Origin of the sequence: Dyella sp. (genome assembly GCF_035508675.1) — a bacterium.
In the GTDB taxonomy this organism is placed as follows: domain Bacteria; phylum Pseudomonadota; class Gammaproteobacteria; order Xanthomonadales; family Rhodanobacteraceae; genus Dyella_B.
Window position 1 is genome coordinate 1 of sequence record NZ_DATJMN010000157.1, and the last position, 5,994, is coordinate 5,994.

The window sequence follows — 5,994 nt, forward strand, 5'->3', positions numbered from 1 at the left end:
CGAAGGCGACCAGGTAGAGGTTGGTTTTATCGGGCACGCGCGGCGATAGTTTCGACACCGCCTGGCGCACCATGTTGGGCTGCGCGTAGATGACCTGTTCTGGCGAGGGACCTTGGTTGGGCCAGTTGTCGCTGCTGTCGCTGTCGTCCGTATCGGTGCTGGACGAAGCGGGCGCCGGCGATGCGCCGCCGCTGGCTGCCACGGCCGGCGTTTCTGCGGACGGCGGCGACCGGTGCCCGGTCACCAGCAACATCACCAGCACGCCGGCAGCAAAGGAGAGCAGGGCAATCAGTAAGGTGCGCATGCGCATGGCGAAGTCACGCTCAGGGCTGGATGGCGTCGAAGCTGGTGTAGGCGGGGTGCTTGGGCTGGGCTGGCATCTCCAACGGCGGGCGCAGCAGCCAGCCGGTCTGCAGGCCGGCGGCGCGCGCGGCATCCAGCTCCTGTTCGATGTCGGAGAGGAACAGCACGTGCTCCGGCCGCTCGCCGATCGCGTCGACGATGCGCTGGTAGGAGAGCTGTTCGCGCTTGGGGCCGGTCTCGGTGTCGAAATAGCCGGCGAACAGCGGGCCGAGATCGCCGGCCTCGCTGTAGCGGAAGAACAGCTTCTGCGCCTGCACCGAGCCGGAGGAGTACACGTACAGGCGCAGCCCGTCGCCGCGCCAGGCGTGCAGGCGCGCAGAGACTTCCGGGTACATATGGGCGCGATACTCGCCGGCTTCGAAGCCTTCCTGCCAGATCATGCCTTGCAAGGCCTTGAGCGCGGTGGATTTGCGGTCTTCGTCGATCCAGCGCAGCAACAGCTCGATGATCTCCTGCCGGCTCGCCTCGACGATGCCGGCTTCCTTGGCTGCTTCGTGCAGCCAGTGCTGGACCTCGGGCGTGTCGCCATGGGTTTCCACATAGGCCGGCAGACGTTGGCGGGCATAGGGAAACAGCACGTCCTTGACGAAGCTGATCGAGCTGGTGGTGCCTTCGATATCGGTGACGATGGCGCGGATGGCGGTCATGGGAGCGGTGCGGGTGGGGGCTCCCAAGCTTAGCGTGGGCTCGCGTGGGCGCAAGCGGTTGATTTCGCAGTTAACCTGGCAGGGTGCTCGGTTTCATGTTTGTGGCAAGCCTGCACAGGGCAACCTTGGCGTGAGCCCCGGATCAAGTCCGGGGCTCTCTCCAATCTACGCGGATGCATTGATCCTGGCGGCCTACGCCGCGTTAGCCAGCGGCGTCATCCGTGGGAACTGCGTGGCAATGTCCGAGCCCGTAAAGTTGGCGACCCAGCCTTCCTTGTTGGTGAACAGACGGATGGCTACGAAGTAGGGTGACTCGCTCATGTCGAACCAGTGGCGGGTGCCGTCCGGCACGCCGATCAGGTCGCCTTGTTCGCACAGCACGTCATAGACCTTGTCGCCGATGTGCAGGGTGAACTGCCCTGCGCCAGCGACGAAGAAGCGCACCTCGTCCTCGCTGTGCGTATGTTCGCTGAGAAATTTCTGGCGCAGTACGGCGCGGTCAGGATGATCCGGGGTGAGGCTGATCACGTCGACCGATTGGTAGCCTTCCTCGCGCATCAGGCGCGCGATGTCCGCATGGTAGGCGGCAATCACCGCTTCCTGGCTGGCGCCGGGCGCAACCGGCTGGTTGGCTTGCCACTGCTCGAAACGCACACCCACCTTGCTCAGTGCACGGGCGATATCGGCGTGATCGTCATGTACCGAGAGCGGGTGTTGTGGCTGGTGCTCGTCAAAAATGCGCAAGCGGCTCATGCGTTCAACCTCCTCAGATCGAGTTCGCAGCCAAGCAGGAATTCCAGCGCCTCCAGGTGGCGGCGCGCCTCGGCCATGTCATGACCCCAGGTATAGATGCCATGGCCGTTGATCAAGTAGGCGTGCAGGGGTTTGCCGGCATCGATCCAGGCATCTACTTGTGTAACCAGCTCAGGCATGTGCTGCGTATTGGGAAACACGGGGATGTCCAGCACGCTTTCGTGCGTGCTGTGGCCGCGAATCGCTTTCTGCAGTTCCCAGCCTTGCAGCCGGATCACGCCATCGGCGGCGAACAGGCGCGAGGCCACGCTTTGCGTGCGTGAATGCGTATGCAACACCACGTTCACCTCGGGCCAACGGCGATACACCTGCGTGTGCAATTCGGTTTCCGCGCTGGGGCGCGCGGCGGTGCCGACGGCCTTGCCCTGCATGTCCACCAGCATGATGTCGTCGCGCCCGAGCTTGCCTTTGTCCCGCCCGGAGATGGTTATGGCAGCGTGGTCGCTGTCCAGCCGCATGGAGAAATTGCTGCTGGTGGCGGGTGTCCAGCCGTGTTGCGCCAGCTCGCTCGCCGCGTCGGCAATGGCATCGGCGCGCTCGTAGAAAAGTGCGGCGGGGATGGAGGCGGGCAGGTTTTGAGTCATGGCAAATGGACGTCCAAACGAGCGGCGACTATAGCATGGGCCGCAAAGCGCGAAATGCGAGTTATTCGCGAAAGTGTCTCTATGCGGCGCATGGCGTTAGGATGCGGAAAGCATCGCCGCAGTCCCCGCGGCGAACAACGTGCCAAGAGGGTGGTTATGTCTCAAAAAGATATCGATTCACGCCGTCGTTTCCTCAAGCTTGCCGCCGGTACCGCCGCTGCGGCGGTATTGATGAATGGATTGCCACGCGTTGCGCGCGCCGATGATCTGCCGCATCTTTCCGAATCCGATCCGACGGCCAAGGCGCTTGGTTACGTCGAAGACGCTTCGACAACGAAGAATCCCAAGCGCAAGGCCGGTGATACCTGCGCCAACTGTCAGTTCTACTCCGGCGGCGCGACCGGTTACGGGCCGTGTCAGCTGTTCCCTGGCAAAGCAGTCTCGGCGAAGGGCTGGTGCATCTCGCACACTGCCAAGCAAGCCTGATGGTTTGTCTGATACCGACAGGGCCGGCCCTCGCGCCGGCCTTTTTGTTTGCATGAGTGGGCGCTTTAAAAAAACTGAGCATAAAAAAACGCCTGTACGAGACAGGCGTTTGTAAAGAAACGAAGGGGTGTTACTGAAAGGTGCTTCCCGAGCGCGTCAGGTCGAGGAGCTAACTGGCCTGACGCGCCGGGTCGCGATCCGGGGCCCACTGCCAAGTGATCAACCCACGGGCCACTGATGATACTCCGGTTGATCGAAGTGCGGCGGGGCGGGGAAGGAAAATTGTGTGGCCTGAAAAAAATTTCCTTAAAGATCAGTTGGTTAATGTGTTAACTTCAATGTTTACTTTCAATCCATTAAAACATTGTTAGTGCGCTTTTGACAGCTATTCAGCGCCGTTGCCGGCAGATCGCGTCAAATTACCGACGTTTGGCCCTTGATCGAATCATTGGCAAGTCGCAGGTGACTATGGCGAACCCCATAGGTGAAATAAATCGTAAAGCCGACCAGGGTCCAGACCACCATCAGCGCCCAGTTGTACCAACCCATGGTGGCCAGCAGCGCGCAGCAGCTCAGCGTGCCGGCAATGCACACAAAGTGAGCCCATGGCACGCGGAACGTGCGCGGCAGCTCCGGCGCCGTGTAGCGCAGGATCAGCACGCCGACGCAGACGGCTGCGAAGGCGATCAGCGTGCCCATCGAGGTGAGGTCGGCCAGCACGTCCAGCGGGAATACGGCGGCCAGCACGGCGATGCCGAAGCCGGTGATGAGCGTATTGATGTGCGGCGTGCGATGGCGCGGATGAATGCGGCTGAACACGCGCGGCAGCAAGCCGTCGCGCGACATGATCATGAAGATGCGCGGCTGCGCGATGATCATCACCAGGATCACCGACGAGAGGCCGATCATCGCTCCGATCTCCACGATCAGGCGCAGCCAGCCGAGTTCGGGATGCGCCCTGATGGCCGTGACGACCGGTTCGTCGGTGCCCAGCTGGGTGTACGGAATCAGGCCGGTCAGCACCGCGGCCATCGCCAGATACAGCACGGTGCAAATCACCAGTGACACTAGCGTACCGAACGGCAGGTCGCGTTGCGGGTTCTTGCATTCCTGGGCGGCGGTGGAGGTGGCCTCGAAGCCGATATAAGCGAAGAACACCATGCCTGCGCCGCGCATGATGCCGGCCCAGCCATATTTGTGGCCGCCTTGCGATTCGGGGATGAAGGGGTGCCAGTTGGCCGGATCGATGTAGCGATAGCCCGCCACCACCACGATGATGATCAGGCCCACCTTGAGCAGCACCATCAGGAAGTTGATGCCGGAAGACTCGCGGATGCCGATGTAGCACACCCACGTCAGCGCCAGCACGATGGCGACGGCCGGCAGGTTGAACAGATTGCCGGTGGCGACCAGGCCGCCGTTGGAAAATGCCAATGGCGTACCGGTGAGCGCGGGCGGCAGATGGATGCCGACATGATCGAGCAGGCTGGTGAAATAGCCGGTCCAGCTCACCGCGACAGCCGAGGCGGAAATGGCGTATTCCAGCACCATGTTCCAGCCGATGAACCAAGCGACCAGTTCGCCCAGCGTGGCGTAGGCGTAGGAATAGGAGCTGCCTGAAATGGGGATCAGCGTGGCGAATTCGCAGTAGCACAGCGCGGTGAAGCCGCTACAGATCGCCGCGAGGATAAAGGAGATGATGACCGCCGGCCCCGCGTTGTCGGCCGCCGCCTGGCCGGTTACCACGAAAATACCGGTGCCGATGACGGCGCCGATGCCCAGCGCCGTGATGCCCCAAGGCCCCAGCGTTCGCCGCAAACCCGGGCCGTGGCCGGTATCGGTATCGTCGGAAAAATCGGTTTTGCGGGCAAACAGCTGTTTCAGCATAGGGTTCCCTGAAAGAAAGCCGGCACGGTGTGGTTCACCGTGCCGGGCCAGATTCACTCGATAGCGTAGCGCACGACCTCAGGCAGGTTCGGTGCCGTTGGCCAGGTGACTCTTGCGGCGGCCATAGAGGTAATACACCACCAGGCCAAAAATACCCCAGCCGAAAAACACCGTGAGTGTCCTGGCCGGCAGGTTGATGAAAAGCAGGAGACACCCCAGCACCGCAAGCGGGCATACCAACCATACCATCGGCGTGCGGAAGGGGCGCTTACGCTCCGGCTGCCTTACGCGCAGCACCATCACGCCGACGGCCACCATCATGAACGCGAACAGCGTGCCCGAGTTGGTGATGTCGGCAAGCTGGCCGACCGGATAGATCGCGCCGAACAGCGATACGAACAGACCGGTGATCAGCGTGATCACATGAGGCGTGTGGAAACGCGGATGGATCTTGGAAAACACCGCAGGCAGCAGGCCATCGCGCGCCATCGTGAAAAAGATGCGCGTCTGTCCGTAGGTCATGGTGAGGATCACGGAAGGCAACGCAATGCTCGCTGCGGCGCCGATCACGTCACCCCACCAATTGTGGTGCAGCACGCGCAGGGCATGTGCAAGCGCTTCCTTGCTGCAGACCAGTGCATCGGAGCCGTTGCAGGCTGCCGCCATTTCCGTTGTGCCAGGTTGCAGCATGACGCCGCCGGGACCAGTCACCGGCTGTGCCCCCACCGAACCAATCGCGCCATAGCTCACCAGCAGGTAGTAGACCGTGCAGATGCTGAGCGAACCGATCAGGCCGATCGGGATGTTCCGATTGGGATTCTTGGTTTCCTCGGCGGCCGTGGAAACGGCATCGAAGCCGATGTAGGCAAAGACGATGGACGCGGCCGCACCCAGTACACCGATGCCACCCATCGGGTTACCCCAGCCGTTGGGGGTGAAGGGATGGAAGTTGCTGTCTTGTACCTTCGGCAGCGCGATCACGATGAAGACGGTCAAGGCGATGACCTTGATCAGCACCAGGATCGAGTTGACCTTGGCCGACTTCGACGTACCGATCACCAGCAGGAAAGTGACCACTGCGCCGATGAGGAAGGCCAGCAGGTTGAAGATGCCGCCATCCATGGGGCCGGCGCGCAAGAACTGGGGCAGTCCGAGTCCGTGGTTGGCGAGCAGGCCGTTCTTGTAGCCGGACCAGCCCACGCACACCGTGCTGG

Annotated in this window: 6 protein-coding genes and 1 pseudogene; 1 reads left to right on the forward strand and 6 read right to left on the reverse strand. The window is 62.1% G+C overall.

Going from position 1 to position 5,994, the window contains the following annotated elements:
• The 4 genes and pseudogenes from VMA74_RS08700 to VMA74_RS08715 form a co-directional block, all read right to left on the reverse strand.
• Positions 1-310 (reverse strand): annotated as a pseudogene (locus tag VMA74_RS08700) (peptidase C13); the annotation flags it as partial.
• Between the two features lie 13 nt (positions 311-323).
• Positions 324-1,010 (reverse strand): acireductone synthase, encoded by a 687-nt coding sequence (mtnC, locus tag VMA74_RS08705; protein ID WP_325366245.1) that lies wholly within the window; start codon positions 1,008-1,010, stop codon positions 324-326.
• Between the two features lie 192 nt (positions 1,011-1,202).
• On the reverse strand, positions 1,203-1,763 hold the full coding sequence (locus VMA74_RS08710; protein WP_325366246.1) for an acireductone dioxygenase: 561 nt from the start codon (positions 1,761-1,763) through the stop codon (positions 1,203-1,205).
• Positions 1,760-2,407 (reverse strand): methylthioribulose 1-phosphate dehydratase, encoded by a 648-nt coding sequence (locus tag VMA74_RS08715; RefSeq protein ID WP_325366247.1) that lies wholly within the window; start codon positions 2,405-2,407, stop codon positions 1,760-1,762. The genes VMA74_RS08710 and VMA74_RS08715 overlap by 4 nt, the downstream gene beginning before the upstream one ends.
• 156 nt (positions 2,408-2,563) lie before the next feature.
• Here VMA74_RS08715 and VMA74_RS08720 point away from each other — a divergent pair, with 156 nt between their 5' ends.
• A complete protein-coding gene (locus VMA74_RS08720; protein ID WP_325366248.1) occupies positions 2,564-2,893 on the forward strand; it encodes a high-potential iron-sulfur protein in 330 nt (109 codons plus the stop codon).
• Positions 2,894-3,307: 414 nt separating this feature from the next.
• Here the strand turns inward: VMA74_RS08720 and VMA74_RS08725 are convergent, their stop codons facing one another.
• Positions 3,308-4,780 carry an amino acid permease gene (locus tag VMA74_RS08725; protein WP_325366249.1) on the reverse strand — a complete coding sequence of 491 codons (1,473 nt, stop codon included), beginning with the start codon at positions 4,778-4,780 and terminating at the stop codon, positions 3,308-3,310.
• Positions 4,781-4,858: 78 nt separating this feature from the next.
• Positions 4,859-5,994, reverse strand: a 1,136-nt coding sequence (locus VMA74_RS08730; protein ID WP_325366250.1) for an amino acid permease, incomplete at its 5' end; no start/stop codon positions are given.

Excerpts from the sequence above, each read along its gene's own strand:
- mtnC (WP_325366245.1), bottom strand. The coding sequence starts at position 1,010 with ATGACCGCCATCCGCGCCATCGTCACCGATATCGAAGGCACCACCAGC.
- VMA74_RS08710 (WP_325366246.1), bottom strand. The coding sequence starts at position 1,763 with ATGAGCCGCTTGCGCATTTTTGACGAGCACCAGCCACAACACCCGCTC.
- VMA74_RS08715 (WP_325366247.1), bottom strand. The coding sequence starts at position 2,407 with ATGACTCAAAACCTGCCCGCCTCCATCCCCGCCGCACTTTTCTACGAG.
- VMA74_RS08720 (WP_325366248.1), top strand. The coding sequence starts at position 2,564 with ATGTCTCAAAAAGATATCGATTCACGCCGTCGTTTCCTCAAGCTTGCC.
- VMA74_RS08725 (WP_325366249.1), bottom strand. The coding sequence starts at position 4,780 with ATGCTGAAACAGCTGTTTGCCCGCAAAACCGATTTTTCCGACGATACC.